The sequence below is a fragment of the Streptomyces sp. NPDC046925 genome, assembly GCF_040644915.1.
Lineage (GTDB): Bacteria > Actinomycetota > Actinomycetes > Streptomycetales > Streptomycetaceae > Streptomyces.
The window spans coordinates 348,076-366,634 of the sequence record NZ_JBEYWZ010000004.1 but is presented as its reverse complement, the minus strand read 5'-3'; the positions used below and the strand labels follow the sequence as shown (position 1 = coordinate 366,634).

16 protein-coding genes are annotated in these 18,559 nt (G+C 70.2%); 8 read left to right on the top strand and 8 right to left on the bottom strand.

All coding sequences use genetic code 11. The features are described from left to right. The first annotated feature begins 19 nt into the window (after window positions 1-19). The 3 genes from ABZ906_RS20120 to ABZ906_RS20110 are packed head-to-tail and all read left to right on the top strand — an operon-like array spanning window position 20 to window position 2,711. Window positions 20-814 carry an ABC transporter ATP-binding protein gene (locus ABZ906_RS20120; protein WP_361384183.1) on the top strand — a complete coding sequence of 265 codons (795 nt, stop codon included), beginning with the start codon at window positions 20-22 and terminating at the stop codon, window positions 812-814. Further along, window positions 811-2,118, top strand: a complete 1,308-nt coding sequence (locus ABZ906_RS20115) for a hypothetical protein (protein ID WP_361384181.1) — start codon at window positions 811-813, stop codon at window positions 2,116-2,118. The genes ABZ906_RS20120 and ABZ906_RS20115 overlap by 4 nt, the downstream gene beginning before the upstream one ends. Further along, the gene (locus ABZ906_RS20110; RefSeq protein WP_361384178.1) at window positions 2,115-2,711 is read left to right on the top strand and encodes a hypothetical protein; all 597 of its coding nucleotides are present in this window, start codon (window positions 2,115-2,117) and stop codon (window positions 2,709-2,711) included. Before ABZ906_RS20115 ends, ABZ906_RS20110 begins: the two co-directional genes overlap by 4 nt. Before the next feature lie 96 nt (window positions 2,712-2,807). Here the strand turns inward: ABZ906_RS20110 and ABZ906_RS20105 are convergent, their stop codons facing one another. Beyond that, the gene (locus tag ABZ906_RS20105) at window positions 2,808-3,959 is read right to left on the bottom strand and encodes a hypothetical protein (RefSeq protein ID WP_361384175.1); all 1,152 of its coding nucleotides are present in this window, start codon (window positions 3,957-3,959) and stop codon (window positions 2,808-2,810) included. Beyond that, window positions 3,956-5,395: a hypothetical protein gene (locus ABZ906_RS20100; RefSeq protein WP_361384172.1), complete on the bottom strand. Its 1,440-nt coding sequence runs from the start codon at window positions 5,393-5,395 to the stop codon at window positions 3,956-3,958. The genes ABZ906_RS20105 and ABZ906_RS20100 overlap by 4 nt, the downstream gene beginning before the upstream one ends. Before the next feature lie 389 nt (window positions 5,396-5,784). On the opposite strand from ABZ906_RS20100, the gene ABZ906_RS20095 reads away from it, so the two are divergent. Next, window positions 5,785-6,576, top strand: a complete 792-nt coding sequence (locus ABZ906_RS20095; RefSeq protein WP_361384169.1) for a hypothetical protein — start codon at window positions 5,785-5,787, stop codon at window positions 6,574-6,576. A gap of 89 nt (window positions 6,577-6,665) precedes the next feature. On the opposite strand, the gene ABZ906_RS20090 is transcribed toward ABZ906_RS20095, so the two are convergent. The 5 genes from ABZ906_RS20090 to ABZ906_RS20070 form a co-directional block, all read right to left on the bottom strand. Further along, complete coding sequence (locus ABZ906_RS20090; RefSeq protein WP_361384166.1) at window positions 6,666-6,995, bottom strand: putative quinol monooxygenase; 330 nt, start codon at window positions 6,993-6,995, stop codon at window positions 6,666-6,668. A 43-nt stretch (window positions 6,996-7,038) separates the two neighbouring features. Continuing rightward, the gene (locus tag ABZ906_RS20085; RefSeq protein ID WP_361187182.1) at window positions 7,039-8,064 is read right to left on the bottom strand and encodes an NAD(P)-dependent alcohol dehydrogenase; all 1,026 of its coding nucleotides are present in this window, start codon (window positions 8,062-8,064) and stop codon (window positions 7,039-7,041) included. Next, on the bottom strand, window positions 8,061-8,840 hold the full coding sequence (locus ABZ906_RS20080; protein ID WP_361384163.1) for an iron-sulfur cluster assembly protein: 780 nt from the start codon (window positions 8,838-8,840) through the stop codon (window positions 8,061-8,063). The genes ABZ906_RS20085 and ABZ906_RS20080 overlap by 4 nt, the downstream gene beginning before the upstream one ends. 1 nt (window position 8,841) lies before the next feature. After that, the gene (locus tag ABZ906_RS20075) at window positions 8,842-9,840 is read right to left on the bottom strand and encodes an amidohydrolase family protein (RefSeq protein ID WP_361187186.1); all 999 of its coding nucleotides are present in this window, start codon (window positions 9,838-9,840) and stop codon (window positions 8,842-8,844) included. Window positions 9,841-9,910: 70 nt separating this feature from the next. Continuing rightward, window positions 9,911-10,705: an acetoin reductase gene (locus ABZ906_RS20070; protein ID WP_361384160.1), complete on the bottom strand. Its 795-nt coding sequence runs from the start codon at window positions 10,703-10,705 to the stop codon at window positions 9,911-9,913. Window positions 10,706-10,923: 218 nt separating this feature from the next. Here ABZ906_RS20070 and ABZ906_RS20065 point away from each other — a divergent pair, with 218 nt between their 5' ends. Next, complete coding sequence (locus tag ABZ906_RS20065; protein ID WP_361384157.1) at window positions 10,924-12,765, top strand: helix-turn-helix domain-containing protein; 1,842 nt, start codon at window positions 10,924-10,926, stop codon at window positions 12,763-12,765. A gap of 91 nt (window positions 12,766-12,856) precedes the next feature. On the opposite strand, the gene rraA is transcribed toward ABZ906_RS20065, so the two are convergent. Then, complete coding sequence (gene rraA / locus ABZ906_RS20060; RefSeq protein ID WP_361187192.1) at window positions 12,857-13,339, bottom strand: ribonuclease E activity regulator RraA; 483 nt, start codon at window positions 13,337-13,339, stop codon at window positions 12,857-12,859. A gap of 154 nt (window positions 13,340-13,493) precedes the next feature. On the opposite strand from rraA, the gene ABZ906_RS20055 reads away from it, so the two are divergent. From ABZ906_RS20055 to ABZ906_RS20045, 3 genes are all read left to right on the top strand, one after another. Then, complete coding sequence (locus ABZ906_RS20055) at window positions 13,494-14,372, top strand: GntR family transcriptional regulator (RefSeq protein ID WP_361384154.1); 879 nt, start codon at window positions 13,494-13,496, stop codon at window positions 14,370-14,372. A 220-nt stretch (window positions 14,373-14,592) separates the two neighbouring features. Next, window positions 14,593-17,274 (top strand): aconitate hydratase AcnA, encoded by a 2,682-nt coding sequence (gene acnA / locus ABZ906_RS20050; protein WP_361384151.1) that lies wholly within the window; start codon window positions 14,593-14,595, stop codon window positions 17,272-17,274. 85 nt (window positions 17,275-17,359) lie between these two features. Further along, window positions 17,360-18,508, top strand: coding sequence for an extracellular solute-binding protein (locus ABZ906_RS20045; RefSeq protein WP_361384148.1), 1,149 nt, complete (start codon window positions 17,360-17,362; stop codon window positions 18,506-18,508). Window positions 18,509-18,559: the final 51 nt, after the last annotated feature.

Sequence of the window (18,559 nt, the reverse complement as noted above, 5' to 3'; positions counted from 1 at the left end):
GATCCAGCAGGAGAGACCCATGCGTGCGGTGCAACCCGCCGAAACGGCCCCCACCCTTCATCCCTGGCTCGTCCAGGCACGAGATCTGCGTGTCCGGGCCGGCCGGCACCTGGCCGTCGACGGCCTTGACCTGTCGCTGCAGGCCGGTGTGCACGGTGTGCTCGGCCCCAACGGCGCCGGCAAGACCACGCTGATGCGCGCGCTGTCCACGGTCGCCAAGCCCGCCGGCGGCTCGCTGGAACTCCTTGGCGCACCCGCCGACGGCCGCGCCGACCTGCGCACGGTACGTCGTCGACTGGGCTATCTGCCGCAGCAGTTCGGCTACTACCCGCGCTTCACCGTCCGCGAGTTCGTCGCGTACATGGCCTGGCTCAAGGAGATGCCCAAAGCGGCGACACCCGACGCCGTACAGCGCGCGATCGACCGGGTGGGCCTGACCGCCAGGGCCGACGCGAAGCTCAAGACGCTGTCCGGCGGCATGCTGCGCCGGGTCGGCATCGCCCAGGCCATCGTGAACGACCCCGAGTTGCTGCTGCTCGACGAGCCGACGGTCGGGCTCGACCCCGAACAGCGCATCGACTTCCGTGATCTGCTGCGCGACCTCGGCACCGACAGCTGTGTGCTGGTCTCCACCCACCTGGTCGAGGACGTCGTCGCGGCCTGCACCGACGTCCTCCTCATCCACGAGGGCCGCCTCCTGTTCCAGGGCACTCCCGACGAGCTGATCGCGCACGGCGGCCAAAACGATGCGGGCGACAGTGCAGCCGAGCGCGGCTACTCCGCCCTCCTGCGCAAGCACCGGAGCAACGCATGATCCGTATCCTCGGCATCGAACTGCGGCGCTCGGTCTCCGTCGGCGCCGCCCTGCTGATCATCGCCGTCGGCGCGATCGTCTTCCACGCCACCGCGGGGCGCTGGTCCACCGGGTGGATGGCGCTGGTCACGACGCAGCGCGAGTACCTCGCGGTCCTCTCGCCCCTGGCGATGGCCGCCGGTGCCTGGCAGTCCTATCGCGAGCACCGGGCGAACGTCGCCGAACTGTTCGCCGGCGTGCCCCGTCCGCGACCGCAGCGCATCGTGCCGATCCTGGCCGCAACCGCCCTGGCAGTGCTCGCCGCCTACCTGCTCACGCTCCTCGCGACGGGGCCACGGATCGCCGGCACGGCCCGCTACCTGCCACCGGCCGCGTACGCCGTCGTGGCGGTCGGTGTCCTCACGATGATCGCCTCGGTCTGGCTCGGGCTAGCCGTCGGACGCATGGTGCCGGCGCTGGCCACCGCCCCCGCGCTCGCGGTCGCGGGCTTCGTCCTGCTGGTCTTCGCACCCCACGCCCTTCCCGACGGCGGAATCTCGGTGGCGTTCTCCCCGATGGGGACCAGCATGTTCAGCGACTACGACACCGTAGGCGGCGCGGTCAGCACCGCCCAGGCGCTGTGGATGGCCGCGGTCGCTCTGGCCGCGGTCGTGCTCTTCGCCGTCCGCAAGCGCGTGCTCGGCCTCACCGCACTGCTGCCCCTGGCCGTCGGGGCCACGGTCACGGCACTGGTCGTCCCGACCGGCGCCGCCTATGACCGCAGCACGCTCGACACGGTCGCCCAGGAACTGGTGTGCACCGATGACGCCCCGCGCGTCTGCGTCAGCCGGGCGCACAAAGGGCTGCTGCCCGAAGTGGCCCCCAAGGCCCGGCACGCACTGGACCTGCTGTCCAAGACACCGGTCACCGAGGCACACGAGGACACCACCACCTTCTTTCCCCCCACCGCACCGACACCGCGGTCCGACACCGCCCTGATGAAGGTCTCGGTCGACAAGCGCGGTCACCTCGCCGACGCGGACGAGTTCGAACTGTCCCTGCTCGTCGGGGCGTTCACCGGCCCGTACAGCTGTGAAGACAACCAGAACTTCCCGGTCGCCGTCGCTACGGCCTACTGGCTGCTCGACCTGAAACCGAGCGACAGTCTCGACGGCTTCCCGCTCGATGACCCCGGGACCGTCACTCTCTGGAAGAGCCTGAAGAAACTGCCGCGGGCCGAGGCAGACGCCCGGGTGACCGCCGTCCACCGGGCCGCCCAGAAGTGCCGGGACACCAACGGCATCCTGACGCGAGGCACCCGATGAGAGGACTGACGCTCTACCTGCACTCACGCCGGGTGCCGGCGGCCTGCGGCGCCGGGGCCGCGGGCACGGCCATCGCGTGGCTGCTGACGACGGCCTTCAGCGGCACCGGCGAGGTCAGCCGCACCGTCCTCGTCCTGACGGTGCTCCTCCTCGTGTCCGTCGTCGCTCCCACGCTCGGCGGCCCCGACGACGCCCTGGACCGCACGGCGGCTCGACCCTGGACCTGGCTGCGCACGTCACACCTGGCCGCGGCCGTGGGCTTCCCCCTCGTTCTCCTGCTGGCCACGCTGCTCACCGGCACACGGTTCGGACCGTTCGGATGTGTCGTCCGCGACGTAACCGGCCTGCTGGGACTGACCGCCCTGGGGGCGACCACGCTCGGCACCGCTCGGTCGTGGTTCCTGCCGCTGGGTTGGACACTGGCAGCGGCCGTGTTCCCGCGCACGGGCCGTGTGGGGGAAGCCCTCACCTGGCAGACCCAGGCGCCCGACAGCCGGCCCGCCGCCGTGGTCGCGACCGTGCCCACCGTCGCCGGACTCGCCCTTTACGCAAGCCGGGGCCCGCGCCCGCGCACGTCGCCGGAGAACGTGTAAGCGGACCCGCCGCACGGGAGGGCAACTCCACTGGCAGTCGGCCTCATCGTCCGTGAGGCCGACTTCTGCGTGTTGAACGCCCCGGGCCAGCCGTGCTCATCGGGCCCGGGTTCGTCCCTGCTTGCGGTATCCGTCCAAGACATCCTGGCGAAGCAGGTAACCGAAGCCGGCGGACTCCAGGCGAAGCCCCAACTGAGCTTCACTGAAGCCGAGATCGGCTGCGGTGTCGGCCAGGTGCCAGTCGTGGGCGGCAAGCCTGCTCAGCAGGTGACCGCGACGGACCTGGGTCTCCGACAGACGGAACGTCTTGAGGTAGGCGACCCTGCCCCTGTCGTCGGTGATGGCCTCGCCGATGTGGTTGTCCTGCTTGGGACGGAACGGCGGCAGGAAGCGGGAAAGCGTGAAGCGCCCCATCCGGTACACCGACTGCCAGGTATAGGCGTGCTCCAGCAGGCCGGTCGCCATGGTCGTGTCGTGGAAATGGGTCCAGGCATCCTCCTGTTCGGCAACTGCCGTGCGCAGGTCGGCCAGGGAGCGGATCCGCGCGTCGGAGATACGGGCCCGGAAGTCCGGCACCGGCGGCATCAGCGTGGCGTAGTGGTGGATCAGTTCCCCGTACAGGTCCTGAAGGAGCGTCGGGTGCAGCGCGCGGTAGTCGTCGGGATGCGGGACCGCGAATGCCGCGGCAAGGGCATCGGCGACATAGACCATCACACCGCACTGGTCGGGGTGGATCTCGAAGATGCGCAGTGCGTCGGCGAGTCCGCGCACCTCGGCGCCCGCGTAGGCTTCCTCGACGCGCGGGGAGAGCCCTTGGCGGATGGCGCGCTGCGACCACTCCTCCCAGGCGAGCGTGGGGCCGCCGAAGTGCAGCGCCAGGTAGCCCTCGAGCGCCAGATGCATGGGGAGGAACCGCAGCCGGTCCTTGGCCTGGCGGCGGGCCATTCTGCGGTGGAGGTGCAGGCCCATGGTGGCGGCGGGAGCCGCGTTGCTGTCGGCAGAGAGCTGGGTGCCGTAGGCGGCGGCCGGCATGCCGTCGTCAGTCCAGGTGGCGACGAATCCATGGGGGATGTAGGAGACATAGGCCTGGCGTGGGCCGACCTCGACCAGACCCGCCCCATCGCCGTAGGGCCGAGAGGCCAGGCGGAGATCCCCGACCGGCTCGTCACGTACGAGCGGCACCAGACGGACGGCACCCCAGACCTGGGCAGGGCGGGCGACCAGGCCGGTCAGGTCCAGTGTGGTCATCGCGCCTGCTCCTGCCCCTGTCCGCGCAGCATGCGAGCGGCACGGGTGTTCATGTAGGTGATCAGTTCGGCCAGGCCGGTGCGGCCCTCCGCGAATTGGGCGAGTTCCACCAGTGCGGGAAGGTCCTCGGCGTCACGGATACCCGCGGTGGGCACCGTCGCGGCCAGCCGGCGCACGTCGAAGTCGGCCGCGTCGTAGACGGGGTTGAGATGCACGATGCTGGTGCGACGCTCGGGATCGAGCCGCGTCCGCCAGATGCGCAGCACTTCGGCGGCCAGGCCGGGAGGCGCGTTGTCCCATCCGTCCGAGACGATCACCAGCCGTGACGGGGCGGTGTCCAACGCGTCGAGAATCCGCCGCCCCACCGGCGTCGGCCCATACGGGTACGTCAGCAGTGCGTCGGTCCGCCCCGAGGTCCACAGCCCGGTGTAGTTGCCGGCAAGGGCGGCGAGCAGATAGTGGCAGGCCAGTGCCACGGCCAGCGGTCGCCGACGCTTGTGAGCCGAACCGAAGGCCGAGAAGCTGTCGTCCAGGACGGCACTGACCTTGCCCCAGCTCCCCCGGTGCGGGCCCGCCACCCGGTCGGCGGCCGATTCCAGGGCGTGGGTCAGCTCGGCGCGTCGGCGCAGGCGCTCCTCGACCGGCAGCGCAAGCACGTAGGTCGCCAACCGGGTCAGCGGCATCCGGGCCAGGTCTGCCCGCACTGCTGTGACCCCGTTCTTGTGGGCGGACTCCTGCAACCGCAGGGTCTCCAAGCGGGTCATCCGCGGGGCGATGCGCTCCAGGAACACGTTGCGGGGGATGCCGTGCTTGGCGGCGAAGCCCTCGGCCGCCGTGTAGGGCAGCTCGTACAGGGCGGCCTGCTCGTAGTGCGCGCGGCGCCACGCCTCCAGGAGGGGTGTCGCATAGTGCTTGCGGGTCAGCGGCGCGAAGACGAACGTACCCAGCTCTTCGGTGGCGGGGGCCAGATGTGCGTGGCGCAAGGCTCGCTTGAGGCCGCTGCGGTACTTCACGGCGTCGAACGCCGGGTCCGGGCGGGCGGACAGCCAGTCGCGCATGATCGCGCGGGTGCGGCGGTTGTTCACCCCGGCTTGGCGCAGGGCACCGAACAGCCCGTACACGCGTTGCGGCGGCAGCATCGCCAGACGGGACGCGATCAGCCGGCCCTCGCTGCGCCGCTGGTCGGCAGAGGCCTCACGGCTTGTTTCCAGCAGCCGTCGGATGACGAGGACGGCGTTGTGGTCGTTGATGTCGAGCGCGAGCACTCCGGCGTACAGGTCGCGGTAGTTGCCCAGCATGTAGGCATGCAGGAAGTCCAAGGACAGCCGCTGCTCGTCCGCGTCGCTGCGGAATTCACGCTGTCCTGTAGAAGTGATCGCCGCGTTGACGAACAGCAGCACATCCTCGGCGGCGACGAGGTCCCCGTACGAATCCATCGCGTTCTTCCCTCGTAAGCACGGATGCCGGCCGGGGAATGGGGGCACGAGCTGCGAATCATTGCTTTACAGGCAGGTTCCGGAAGTCGCACCGGAGTCCCGCGGCCGGCCAAAGGACCCTAACAGAGCACGCCACAGGCCCTCGACGGAATTTCTTCGTCCCGTCGGCGAGGAGCGGCCCTGCCCGGAACAGGGCGGGACGTGTGACCGGAAAGGGCAGGTTGTGACTTTGTTGTGCCCGCGCGTCTCATGATCACGTCAGGCATGTCATCACCTCGTAACCGCCCTTCCCCCGCGATCGCCGCGGTGGGCAGGGTGGTGATCGACCAAGTGCACAGCACGGCCAAGCCCAGCCGACCGGCCGGCCGTACACCCACGGGGAGACACACATGCTTCGCAGCCACCGCAAGACCGTCCTCACCGCCGCCGCCCTGATGGCGACGACCGCGCTGCTCACGTCCTGCCAGGACGGGGACTCGGACAGCAAGAAGTCGACCTCTTCCGCGGCCTCGGACTCGGGCTCGGGCTCGGACGCCAAGGGGAAGTCCGGCAACGACGACGAGGCCGGAAGCGGTACGGAGGCACAGGCCGACAACAATGCGGCGGGCAAGCCGGGCGGCAAGAAGGTGACCGGCACCTGGTTCGGGACCGTTTCCTACCTCGCGCCCGGCAAGTACACCGTCACCGACCTGAAGGACACCGAGCAGCAGTTCTTCACGTCCACCGACACCGACATCCAGGGTGCCGGCGAGATCTGCGGCGACGCGAAGGGCCAGGCCGCCACCCCCTGCGCCGAGGAAGACCTCGAGGCCGCCTCCAAGAAGGGCGTCTCCGCCACGGTCAAGCTCAAGAACGGCATCGCCGTCAGTGTCGTCGAGGACCACTCCGGCAGTGACGACGGCGGCAGCGACAGCGGCAAGACGACCGGCACCTGGAGCGGAAAGCTCGGATACATGGCGCCGGGGAAGTACTCCCTCGTGGACAGCGAAGGCACCGAGCGCGCGTTCTTCACCTCGACCGAGACCGCCGTCAACGGGGCCGGCTGGATCTGCGGCGACGCCGCGGGCGGAACCACGCCCTGCAGCGAGGAAGACCTCGAAGCGGCCGCCAAGAAGGGTGTCGCCGTCGTCGTCAAGCTCGACAACGGCATCGCCGTCACCATCGACGAAGAGCACAACTGAGCCGTCGGCGCCGCAGCCGCCGGATACGCGAAGAGTGGCCGAAGCCCGGGGAACGGGCTTCGGCCCTTTCTGTGCCTTCGCGACCGGCGTCAGTTGTCGGGGACCGTCATCTCGCCCAGCAGCAACCAGTCGTCCCCGGGCGCCGTCACGTTGACGATGCGAGGTGTCGCGGCGAGGTGGGGCGGCAAGGTCTGCTGCGCCGCCTTGAAGTGCGCCGAGTCCACGTGCGCCGCACCGGCCTCGTCGTCCCTGAAGGCCTCCACCAGGACGTATTCCGCCGGATTCTCGATGCTGCGGGACCAGTCGAACCACAGGCATCCCGGCTCGGCCCGCGTCGCCCGGGTGAACTCCTCCACCACCTCGGGCCACCGGTCGGCGTGCTCGGGAAGGACGCGGAACTTAGCGGTGATGAAAATCAAGGGGCCACTTCCTCGGTCGTTCGGGTGTCGTACGCGTGGGGGGTCACGGGGTGAGGATCGCCCGGCCCCGGATGCGGCCGCTCTCCAGATCGTCCAGGGCGTCCTGGAAGCGGTCGAGCGGGTACTTGGCGGTGTGCAGGCGCACGCGGCCCTGCGCGGCCAGGACCATCAGCTCGCACAGGTCGTTGTAGGAGCCGACGAGGTTGCCGATGAAGTTGATCTCGGCGGAGATGATGTCGATGGTCGGCACGTCGATGTTCTCGCCGTATCCGACGACGTGGTAGTCGCCCGCCTGGCGCAGCATGCCGACGCCGTCCTTGGTGGAGCCGCCCTCGCCGACGAAGTCGATGACCGCCTCCGCCCCGTGCCCGCCGGTCAGTTCGCGTACCCGGTCCACCTGTCCGCCGTCGGCGACGACGCCGTGGTCGGCGCCGATGGAGACGGCCAGGTCCACCGCCGCGGGGTTGCGGTCGACCACGACGAGCTCGGCGGCCGTGATCGCCTTGAGCACCTGCACCCCGATGTGCCCGAGCCCGCCCGCACCGATCACGACGCAGCGGTCACCGGGCCGCAGCTTCCGGGCCGCCTTGGCCGCCGCGTGGTACGCCGTCAGGCCCGCGTCGGCGAGCGCCGCGACATCGGCCGGTTCCAGGGAATCGTCGATGCGCACGACACTGCGCGCGGAGGTCTTGAGGTACTCGGCGTAGCCGCCGGCCGTGTCGATGCCGGGGAACTGGTTGTTCTCGCAGTGCACGTCGTCACCGGCCCGGCAGGCCCGGCACAGTCCGCAGGTGATCAGCGGGTGCACGATGACCTTGTCGCCCTCGCGGACATTGGTGACGGCGCTGCCGACCGCGTGGACCCAGCCGGCGTTCTCGTGTCCGATCGTGTAGGGCAGCGTCACCCCGGACTTCTGCGCCCACTGCCCCTCCAGGATGTGGATGTCGGTGCGGCACACGCCGGCACCGCCGATCTTGACGATGACGTCGAACGGTCCGGTGACCTCGGGAGCCGGGACCTCGGCCATCTTGAGGTGCTGGCCGTAGCCCACGACCTGGACTGCTTTCACGAGATGTTCTCCTTCGGCGGGGCGGTGAGGTGGAGGAGTTCTCCCGTGGTGTGTACGGGCTCCTCCGCGCGCGGGGACTGGTCGGCCGCGGACTGCGGATAGCGGGTGCGGAGCAGGCCCCGGCAGAAGTGCGCGTTGCCGTCGATCGACACCCGGACCGCGCGGGCGAAGCGCAGCCGGAGCGGGATCTCGCCCGGCGGGTAGCGCCGCCCGTCCTCGTCCACCAGGACCGGGTCGGCAGGTGCCGTCCCGAGTCCCAGCGCCGCGCGCCGCCGCAGCAGGGCGCGGGAGGCCGCGGCGTCGGGGAGGTCGCCGAGCAGGACGTCGTGGAGGGCTTCTTCGGTGAGGTCCGGATTTTCGCGCAGCACGAGCGCCAGGGCCCGTTCCATCGCCGCGGCATGGGCTTTGCGGCGGAACGTCAGCCGGAGCGCTTCGAGGTCCTTCTCCGCCTCGGCGCCGAACGTGCCGCGGTAGCCCGCGTCCGCCGCCAGGCCGCGGTTGATGAGGTCCGAGTCGTGGTGGTCGTCGAGCAGCACCACGACGTCCCGGGTCCAGGGCAGTGCCGTCAGCGCGTCCTTGGAGTCCGAGGCCATCAGGTACGCGAAGTTCGGCGAACAGAACGAGGTGGGGAGCCTGAGACGGACGGTGAGCGCCCCGTCGGGGGTCACCAGCACGGAGCGTACGAATCCGAGGTCGGTGATCGGCTCGTCGAGCTCCGGGTCGAAGACCGTGCTCAGCGCGGCCCGGGCGGACTGCTCCCGGCAGTCGGCGGACATCTCAGGCCACCGCCGGTTCGGTGACGCCGAGTCCGGCCGGGACCTCGATGTCGTACATGGCGGCCGCGTTCAGCCCGAGGATCTTCTTCTTCTGCGCCACGGTGAGCGGCGCGTACTCGGTCATGTCCGCGGGGATCTGGAAGTCGACGAACCGCTCGATGAGCCAGCGGGGCGTCCAGAGGGCGTAGTCGCTGGAGAACTGGATGCGGTTCTCGTCCAGCCAGTAGAGCAGTTCGCCGATGATTTGCGCGAAGTACCGCGGCCGGGTGTGGATGAAGGGGATGGCGACCGCGAGGCCCGCGTGCACGTTGGGCTCCTGCGTGGCGATCCAGCAGAAGTCCTCCAGGCGGGGCAGTCCGCAGTGCTCGACGACGAAGTTCATCTCGGGGAACTGTGTGGCCACCTTGTCGACGTCCGCGACATCGAAGGCGTCCCGGTCGAGCGGCCGGATCGTCGGGCCCTTGTGGAGGTGGATGTTGTTGATGCCGAGTTCCTGGCACACCTCGAGATAGCGGTAGGTCCACGGGTCGTCGAGCTTGTAGCCGCGGCTGTCGCCCTTCCACTCGGCGGTGTACAGCTTCACGCCCTTGAGCTGGAACCGTTCGGCGTCGCGGCGCAGTTGGTCGAGTCCCTTCTGCTCGTAGCGCGGGTCCCAGGAGTGGTTGTACGTCAGCTTGTCCGGGTGCTGCCGGGTCAGCGCGAAGGCTTCCTCGGTCTGTCCGAAGCCGTTGCGGTAGAACGCCCCCAGGCGTGCGGGCTGGAAGATGGCGTGGTCGACGTACCCGTCGACGAAGAGGTCCTTCATCAGCCGCTCGCCGCCGTAGTAGAGGTACTCCTCGTACGGCCACAGCTCGGATTCCGGGCTGAGGTTGCGGTGGTAGTCGTAGAAGCAGTCGATGAACTGCTTGCCGTGGATGTTGAGTTGGTTCTCGGGGCGTGCGTCCCAGAGCGCGATGTGCGCGTCCACGATGAAGTAGTTCTCGCCGTCCTTGGAATACATCTCTCTCCTCGGTTCGCGGGGGTCGCGGGTTTCGCGGGGGTCGGCCGGGCGGGGTGTTCGACGCCGCGCGTCAGGAGAACTGGATTCCGCCGTCGATCATGACGGACTGGCCGGTCATGTAGTCCGAGTCCCGCGAGGCCAGGTACGAGACGAAGGAGGCGACGTCGGCGGGCTCCTCGACGCGGCCCAGCGCGATGGCCTCGGCGTACTTCTTGATGGCCCGGCCCTTCTGCAGGCCCTCCTCCTGCGCGAGGCGCTCGTCGATGAGGTCCCACATGTCGGTGCCGACGATGCCCGGGCAGTAGGCGTTGACGGTGATGCCGTGCTGCGCCCATTCCATGGCCGCGGCCTGGGTCAGTCCGCGTACGCCCCACTTGGACGCCGAGTAGGTGCCGAGCAGGGCGAACGGGCGGTAGGCGACGATCGACGCCGCGCCGATGATCTTGCCGCCGCCGCCCTGGGCGATCATCTGCCGGGCGGCGGCCTGGTAGGAGAGGAAGACACCGCGTAGGTTCACGGCCATGATCTGCTCGAACTCCTCGACCCCGGTGTCGAGGAGCGGAGTGACCCTGGCGATGCCCGCGTTGGCCACGTAGACGTCGACCCTGCCGAAGTGACCGGCCACCGCGTCCACGAGCGCGTCGGTCTGCTCCTTGCTGCTCACGTCGGCGTGCACGGCCAGGGCCCGGCGGCCGGTCTTCTCGATCCCGGCCGCGACCTCGCTCAACTCCTCGCCCATGGTGGGGAGATCGGCGACGGCCACATCGAGCCCGTCTGCGGCCAGGCGCTCGGCGATGCTGCGGCCGATACCGCGGGCGGCGCCGGTGACGATCGCGGTACGGGGTGCGTTGTCGGCGGACGTCATGGGTGCTCCTGTGCTCGACGGTGGGCGGCCGCACCCTGCGTGCGGCGCCGACCATCAGCGTCGGGGCCGGGAGTGCCGTCGAGTTTTTCAATGTGGAACACACCGGGCCCGTCTCCTGATCAGGGCACGGAGAACGCACGGAAAAGTGGCGTCGAATCCCCCGTTGACAGCTGCAAACGCGTTCGTAATATGGCGGAAACACGCTCATCGGAGGCGCCATGCTCACTGATCGCACAGAGCGGGACCGGAACATCGCGCGAGCACGCCTGCAGTTCCTCGCGAACACGGAACCGCCTGCGACGATCGTGCCCGAGGGCATCCGTAACTCCTGGCAGCGTTCGAAGTACCTGGGGGTCGGCACGGACGAGGTGGTCGTCCCCTACCAGCCGGACTACGACCGGCAGAGCCGCCTGGTCCGCGCCGCATCGCCCGTCCTGGACCGTCTGGAACAGGCGCTGGCAGGTTCGGACGCCTGCGTGATCGTGACGGACCGCAAGGGCTGGGTCCGCGATCGCCGCGTCGGGGAGAAGCGGCTCTCGGCGCACCTGGATCGCGTGCACCTGGCGCCCGGCTTCAACTACGCCGAACAGTTCGTCGGCACGAACGGCATCGGGGTCGCCCTGGAGGAGCGCAAGCCCAATGTGGTCCTGGGCACCGAGCACTTCAACGAACGTCTGCAGAACGTCTCCTGCGCGGCCGCCCCGATCCGTAACTCGGTCACCGGACGGGTCGAAGGAGCCATGAACCTGACCTGCTGGAACGGCCCGGCCCGCACGCTGATGGCAGCCCTGGTACAGGAAGCCGCCAGCGACATCGAGCGCGTGATGTACGAGTTCAGCAGCTCGCACCAGCGGGCACTCCTCGAAGCGTTCCAGCAGGTGAACCACTACGGCGACCGGCCAGTTCTCTGCCTGGGCCAGGATCTCGTGCTCGCCAACTCCGCCGCCTCCGCGCGGCTCACCGGCGACGACCACCGGCTGCTGCACGAGGCCGCCGCCGACCTGGGTCACGCGCCGCGCACCCGCAAGCAGGTGCAACTGTCCGGCGGCGAGACCGTCCTGATGCGCTGCCGCCAGGTCGACAGCTCCGCGGGCACGGCCGGATACCTCCTCGAGCTGGCCTTCGCGGACCGCCCCGCCGACCGGGCCCGCCCCCGCACCGGACTCAGCTACGGCTCGCGCTCCCGGGAGGCGCAGGACGCGGCCCGCCCCTGGCCGCTGCCCGGCCTTGCCGGGACGGACCCGGCATGGAACACCGTCTCCCGTACGGTGTCCCGCTGCGCCCGCGAACGCACACCGCTGCTGCTCCACGGCGAGACCGGAACGGGGAAATCCGCGCTGGTCCATGCCGCACACGCGCTGACCGGGGCGGCCTCGGCTCCCGTGATCGTGGATGCCTTGGCCTCCGGAGCTGCCGGACCCGCCAGGGTCGCCGGGGCCGACGCGGAGGCCGACCTGCCGACCGCGCTGCGCGAGGTGCCCACCGGGCCGGGCCGCGCCCTGGTCCTGCGCAACGTCGACGCCGTGGCCCCCGAGCAGGGGCCTGCCGTCGCCCGCGCACTGGATGCGGCGGCGGCACAGGGCACATGGATCGTGGGCACCCTCCACCGCGCACCGGGCGTACCGGAGCCCCTCAGGCGCTGCTTCACCGAGGCGGCCGCGGTGCCCGCCCTGCGCCACCGCCTCGCCGACCTCCCGGCCCTCGTCGACTGTCTGCTGCGACGCATCGGCGCGGACATCGAGTGCGCACCGGAGGTGCTGCCTCTGCTGCGCAGGCACGACTGGCCCGGCAACATCCGCCAGCTGGACACCGCCCTGCGCGAGGCCGCCGCGGGCCGCCGCACCTACCGCGTCGAACTCCGCGACCTGCCGCCGTCCCTGCACAGCGCGGGCAGCCGGTCCTTGAGCGCCTGGGAGGCGTCCGAGCGCGACACCCTGGTCCAGGCCCTGCTGGCGGCGGACGGCAACAAACTCCTTGCGGCACAGCGGCTCGGCATCTCCCGTACGACGATCTACCGCAAAATGCGGGCCTACGGCATCACCCTGCCTGCGCGCCGCTGAGAGGGGCCGGGGCCGGCCGAGCGACGGGTCGTCCGCGGCCATCAGGGGAACTGGAAACCCGCGCCATGTTGCCGTCGGCCAATTCCCGCGCTCAGAGCCGCGGCAGGAGAACCACCCCGTCGCCATCGGCGTGCAGGACGTCGCCGGGGGCGAACGTCACGCCGCCGAACGTCACCGGCACGTCCACCTCACCGGCTCCCGCCTTCGCGCTCCTGCGCGGGTTGGTGCCGAGCGCCTGGATTCCGAGGTGCATCCCCGCCAGGGCGGCGGAGTCACGAACGGCCCCGTGCACCACGAGGCCAGCCCATCCGTTGTCCAGGGCGCGGGCGGCCATCCGGTCGCCGAACAAGGTGGTGTGCAGGGAGGCCCCGCCGTCAATGACCACGACGCAGCCCTCACCGGGGGTGTGCAGGAGTTCGTGCACCAGCGCGTTGTCGTCGCGACAGGAGACGGTGCGCACGGGTCCCGCGAAGGACCCCCGCGCCCCGAACGAGGTGAACTGCACGTCGCAGACACGCAGCTGTTCGCCGTACTTATCGGCGAGGTCGGCGGTGGGGACGGGCGTGGTCTGCATAGATACCTCTCAGTGGCCTCGCGTTACCGCGCCCGCCCTTACGGGAGCGCATCGAGAGTTTGTATCAGATCGACGTTAAATACAATCCTCCTGGGGTCTCGCGCCGCTTAGGATGAGGCGTCCCACGCCCCCCACCCGAAGAGCGCAGAGGTTGATGTCGCGGCCGAACCTCACCACCTCCATCGCCACTCGCCTCGTGGACCTGCTGCGCCACAGCGGCCTCGAGGAGGGGGCTCACGTCACCGAGCAGTGGGCGGCCGACGAACTGGACGTCTCCCGCACTCCCGCCCGCAAGGCCATGCTCTTCCTGACGGAGGTCGGCATCCTGCGGCGCGAGCCCAACCGCGGCTTCTTCCTCGACCGAAGTGCCGCCACGCTGACGCGGACCGACCTGGGCGAGGGCGCGGACACCGAACAGGACGCCTACTTCCGGATCGCCGACGACTACGTGGGCGGCCGGTTCCGCGGGCCGTTCACCTCGGCCGACATCAGCCGCACCTACGGCCTCACGCCCCGTCAGGCCGATCGGGTCCTGTCCCGCATGGACTCCGAGGACCTGGTGCGACGCAGGCCGGGCGGGCGCGGCTGGGAGTTCCAGCAGGTGCTCTCGACGGTCGAGGCGCACGCCCAGAGCTACCGCTTCCGCATGATCATCGAACCGAGCGCCCTGCTCGAGCCGGGCTTCACCGTCGATCCGGCAGTGGCGGCCCAGCACCGCAGGCAACAAGAAGCGCTGCTGCGCGGTGACATCCTGCTGCTCCCGCGCGCCGAACTGTTCCACGTCAACGCGTCGTTCCACGAGATGCTCGTCGGTTTCTCGGGCAACCAGTTCCTCCTCGACGCCGCCCGCCGCCAGCACCGGCTGCGCCGCCTGATCGAGTACCGGCACCAGGTGGACCGATCCCGCCTCGCGGGCCAGGCCCGCGAACACCTGCAGATGCTGGACATGGTCGAGAGCGGCCGCCTCGAAGAGGCGGCGGAGTTCCTGCGCCGCCACCTGGACGCGGTCAGGATCATCAAGACCGGCGGCTGACCGGCCGCTCCCACCATCAAGCCGCTCCGCTCCTGACATCAGGCCATCACAGAAGCGGGGCCGCCCGGGCGACCCTTTCGCGGCGATCTCCAGAAGTTCCCTCGTTCCAACGGTTGTATCAATAAGCACCTTGAGACAATACTGGCCGCGCCCGGCAGCCGCAGGCGCCGCCCTCGTGGCAGCCGCGGACTTCGCCCGTCCCGGAACGACAGCAGGGATCATGACCGCAGACCCCACCCGTGCCCACACCCGCCCCGGCGTCCTCAGCGTCGACGGCCGCGCATACCACTACCTGCCCCTGAGGCGGCTCCTGCCGCTTGCACGGCTCGACGAGCTGCCCTATGCGATACGCGTCCTGGTGGAGAACGTCGCCCGCCGATCCCCCGCCGCGCTCGACGCCGTGCTCGACCGCGCGACGAGCGGCAGCGGCCTCTGCGAAGTACCCGTACACCCCAACCGGGTCATGCTGCACGACACCACGTGCCTGCCCGCGCTCGCCGACTTCGCCGCGCTGCGCGACAGCGTCGCCGAGCTGGGCGGGGACCCGGAGCGGCTGCAGCCCGCCATCCCGGTGGACCTGACCGTCGACCACTCGGTCATCGTCGAGGAGTACGGCAGCCCCGACGCCGTCGAGCGCAACCTGCTCATCGACTTCCGCCGCAACGGCGAGCGCTACGAGTTCGTGAAGTGGGCCGAGCAAAGCCTCAAGGGCTTCCGGGTCGTCCCGCCCGGCACCGGCATCATCCACCAGGTCAACATGGAGACCCTCGCCCGCGTCGTCTGGCGGGAGGAGGAGCACCACGACGGCAGCCTGCCGTGGCTGCACCCCGACGTCCTCGTCGCCACCGACAGCCACACCCCGATGATCAATGCCCTCGGTGTCGTGGGCTGGGGCGTCGGCGGTCTGGAGGGGCAGGCCGCGATGCTCGGCGAGCCGGTCACCATCCCCTTCCCACGCGTGGTGGGCGTACGCCTGACCGGGCAGCTGCGCCCCGGCGTCGGCGCCACCGACCTCGCCCTGACGCTGACCGAACTGCTGCGCGCGCAGGGAGTGGTGGACCAGTTCGTCGAGTTCTGCGGCCCGGGCCTGGACGCACTCGGCTGGGCGGAGCGGGCAGCGGTCTCCAACATGGCCCCGGAGTACGGCGCCACCTGCGTCTTCTTCCCCTATGACGACGAGACCGCCGCCTATCTGCGGCTGACGGGACGCGAGGAGGAGCATGTACGGCTCGTCGACACCTACCTCGCCGCGCAGGGACTCAAGCGCACTGCCGACCGGCCCGAGCCGCGCTACGACCACCTCATCGACCTCGACCTGACCGCGGTGGAGCCCAGCCTCGCGGGACCCGACCTTCCCCACCAGCGCCTTCCGCTGTCCCGGGTCCCGGATTCCTTCCGGCCTGCCGCCGGCGGCAGGCCTCCCGTAGCGGACGAGGCGTTCGGAGAGCCGCTGCCGAAAGGCCCGGTCGCCATTGCGGCGATCACCAGCTGCACCAATACGGCCAACCCCGCACTGATCGTGCAGGCCGCGCTGCTCGCGGAGCGCGCGGTGGCGGCCGGGCTCGACACCAAGCCCTGGGTGAAGACATCCCTGTCGCCCGGGTCGCGGGTCGTCGAAGACTATCTGCGCCAGGGCGGGCTGCTCACCGCGCTGGAGCGGACCGGCTTTCACATCGTCGGCTTCGGCTGCATGACCTGCATCGGCAACTCAGGCCCTCTGCAGGAGGACTTGGAGCGGCTTGCGCAGGACGACGCGGTCGACCCGGTGGCCGTCCTGTCCGGGAACCGCAACTTCGCGGGCCGCGTCAACCCGCAGATCAGCCAGTCCTATCTGGCCTCGCCGCCCCGGGTCGTCGCCTACGCCCTGGCCGGGTCGATCCTGCACGACTTCGAACGTGATCCGCTGGGAACCGCTGACGACGGCACCCCCGTTTTCCTCAAGGACCTGTGGCCCACGGACGAGGAGGTCGCCGCCCGTGTCGCCGCATCCGTGCGCCCCGAGCTCTTTCGCGCAAACACCGCGCGCCTGCGCGAGGGCACCCCGGCCTGGCGTGACATCCAGTCGCCCGGCGGCACCCGGTTCGCCTGGAACCCTCAGTCCACGTACATCCGGCGCCCGCCGCACCTCACCGGCCTGGCTGCCACGGCCCCGGACCGGCTGCGCATCGACCGGGCCAAAGTACTGCTGCTGCTCGGCGACGACGTCACGACCGATCACATCTCCCCGGCCGGCGCGATCCCGCCGCGCAGCGCCGCGGGGCGCTGGCTGGCCGAACGCGGCGTCGCCACAAGGGACTTGAACCAGTACTCCACGCGTCGCAGCAACCACGAGGTCATGCTGCGCGGCGCCTTCACCAATGCCGGCGTCACCAACCGTCTCCTCGACGCGGACGCGAGCACGCACGCCGCCCGGGGCGCCCGGGGCGCCCACGCCCACACCGCCGATCGCACCGCCGTCGTTCCCGTGCACGAGGCAGCGCTCACCTACCGCGCGACGGGCTGCGACCTGGTGGTCGTAGCGGGCCGCAATTACGGGGCCGGATCCAGCCGCGACTGGGCCGCCAAGGCACAGGCCTTGCTCGGAGTCCGGGCCGTCATCGCCCAGTCCTACGAGCGCATCCACCGCAGCAACCTGATCGGGATGGGCGTCCTTCCGCTGGAGTTCGACGAGGGCAAGGACGCATCGGCGTACGCCCTCACCGGAGAAGAGGACCTCGCCCTCACCGGCCTCGACGACCTGCACGTGGGAATGAACCGCGTCACCCTGCACCTCGCCCGGACCGACGGTTCGCGAGCGACGTCCTCCCTGCGCCTGCGCCTGGACTCCCGCCAGGAACTGGCCTATCTCCGCCACGGCGGACTCCTGCCCTACGTGGCGCGCCGCGCGGTCGCGACGTCCTGAGTCCTGCCCCCCGTCTCTATCTCTCGAAGTACGTCTCTCGAAGCTGCCGACAGCGCCGTCGCGCCCTACCCGAGAAGAGCCCTCCATGTCTCCCCTTCCCTCAGGCCCCCGCACGGCCCGCCGCAGCCTCTTGCGCGGTGCCGCGGCCGCAGGCTTCCTCGCCACCGGCGCCGGTGCGCTCTCCGGCTGTTCCGGCGGCGAGGCGAACGCCGCGACCCCGTCGACGCCCGCCTACTACCCGCCCGCCTACGACAAGCTGATCGACGCCTCCCGCCGGGAGAAGAAACTCCTCATCTACTCGAACACCTCCCAGACCAACTGGCAGCCGGTCTTCGACGCCTTCACGGACCGCTATCCGTGGATCTCCGATGTCCGGGCCACGAACCTGGGCGGCTCCGCGGTCTACGAGCGCTACTACAGCGAGAACGCCGGCGGCGCCTCCCCCGTCGACCTGCTCGTCAACAACGGCGGTCCGCTGTGGGGCGACTACGCCACCCGGAACGTCGCCTCCGACTACCGCTCGCCGGAGAAGGACCATCTGCCCTCCTGGGGCGAGATGCTCCCCGGCGTCTGGCTCATGTCGACCGACCCCGTCGTCGTCCTCTACAACCGCAAGACCCTCTCCCCGTCGCAGTACCCCACCGGCCTCAAGGCACTGGCCGACATCGTCGAGGCCAAGCCGTCCCGTTTCCGGGGGCGGATCGGCGTGTACGACCCGTCGAACGCCTATGGCTACGCCAGCAATCAGGGCTACACCAGCATGGTCCCCGACGGCTGGGACACCTTCCGGCGACTGCTGCCCTTCACCCGCTCCGACCATTCCTCCGGCGCGCTCGTCGAGAAGGTCGTGTCCGGCGAGTACGACTACTCGATCAATCTCAGCGGCGGCGTCGTCATCCCCGCCGCCGAGAGCAGCGGCGGCCTGCTCGGCTGGAGCTACACCGAGGAGGGCACCGTCGTCATGCCGCGTGGCATCTCCATCGTGAAGACGGCGCCGCATCCGAGCACCGCGCGCCTCTTCCTCGATTTCGTGCTGTCGGCGAACGGCCAGAAGGCCGTGGCCGACGGCGGTCTTGTGCCCTACCGGCCAGGGGTGCGGCAGGACGCCACAGACAGCCTGCAGGACATGCAGCGCAAGCTCGGCGCCGACCACGTCCACGTCTACCGCTACGAGCGGGTCCCGGAGGAACACCAGACGGCGTACCTCGCCCGCTGGGAGAAGGCGGCGGGCTGACAGCCCTCCCCTCCCCCGCTCCCCTTTCCCCATTGGCCTGTTCGCTTGGAG